Below are 908 nucleotides of genomic sequence, written 5' to 3'. Positions count from 1 at the left end.
TCTTTTCCCCCTGTTCCCTGTTCCCTGTTCCCTGTTCCCTTGCCATCTGTAGCACTAATTTAAGGATTTCATATTATTTTAATGGGTTGGGTAATTTTCGACTAACTTTTGCTGGACAACAAATTCTATCCCCATCTCGATATCCAACAAAGCGAACATAAACCGTTTCTCCGGGTTGAATATCCTTAACATCGGGTTGATGAAATCGGGGATTATATTCCACTTGTTCCCAAGGGATGCCAATTCGTTTATAACCCCAATTTTCTAATACACCATCAATTGAACTCAGGAAAGAAAGTATATTTCTAGTCGGTAAATTAGTTTTTGTTTCTGTTATTTTTTTCATAAAGATTTCATTGTTTTTAACGCCGGACAAAAACTTTGATGCTCCCTTAAAATCCGGTGAGATGTCAGTACAAAATCAACAAACACCGTGATCCCGTGAGTATTTGTATTGTAATAGTTCTATAATTAATTTAAGGACAAACTTAGAGAATTTTTAGAGGATTTTATGAAATCTTTAATAATTTATTTACAAACCGGGGAGTTTCTTTAAAATAGTTTACATTTGTTTACAATTTTTCCCAGTTTATTGTTGGGATAGCTTCTGGAATAATTTCTGTTTGTTTGGAGAATCCACCCCTAGGATTTGATTAAAGATTTTATTGGTCGCAAGGGGTGGTTTCAAGTTCTAAAAAGAATTAAATAAAGACATATTGATTACTATCAAATGTCGATGCTATATCCCCTTGAACAATTGCTAATAATTGTTTTGAGTTATTTGTTGTATTAATCTTGAAAATAGCAACCCCTTCAGGGACATTTGCAGGGGAACTATCAATCGCATACAAGTCTGGAGTTCCTGCTAATAGTAACTTATCTTCATCTCCATTAAAATCTGTAATCAT

At 33.9% G+C, this 908-nt stretch carries 1 protein-coding gene and 1 pseudogene; both read right to left on the bottom strand.

The window, feature by feature from the left end; genetic code table 11:
• Positions 1-73 precede the first annotated feature (73 nt).
• A complete protein-coding gene (locus tag PL8927_RS27815; RefSeq protein ID WP_083624827.1) occupies positions 74-346 on the bottom strand; it encodes a nucleotide exchange factor GrpE in 273 nt (90 codons plus the stop codon).
• A 355-nt stretch (positions 347-701) separates the two neighbouring features.
• Positions 702-908 (bottom strand): annotated as a pseudogene (locus PL8927_RS28275) (hypothetical protein); the annotation flags it as partial.

Source organism: Planktothrix serta PCC 8927, from assembly GCF_900010725.2.
Classification (GTDB): Bacteria; Cyanobacteriota; Cyanobacteriia; order Cyanobacteriales; family Microcoleaceae; genus Planktothrix; species Planktothrix serta.
The sequence above is the reverse complement of the archived record's forward strand: the minus strand, read 5'-3'. Positions and strand labels throughout refer to the sequence as shown.

What these genes read in the sequence shown, in the direction of transcription:
- PL8927_RS27815 (WP_083624827.1), bottom strand. Translation starts at nt 346, where the DNA reads ATGAAAAAAATAACAGAAACAAAAACTAATTTACCGACTAGAAATATA.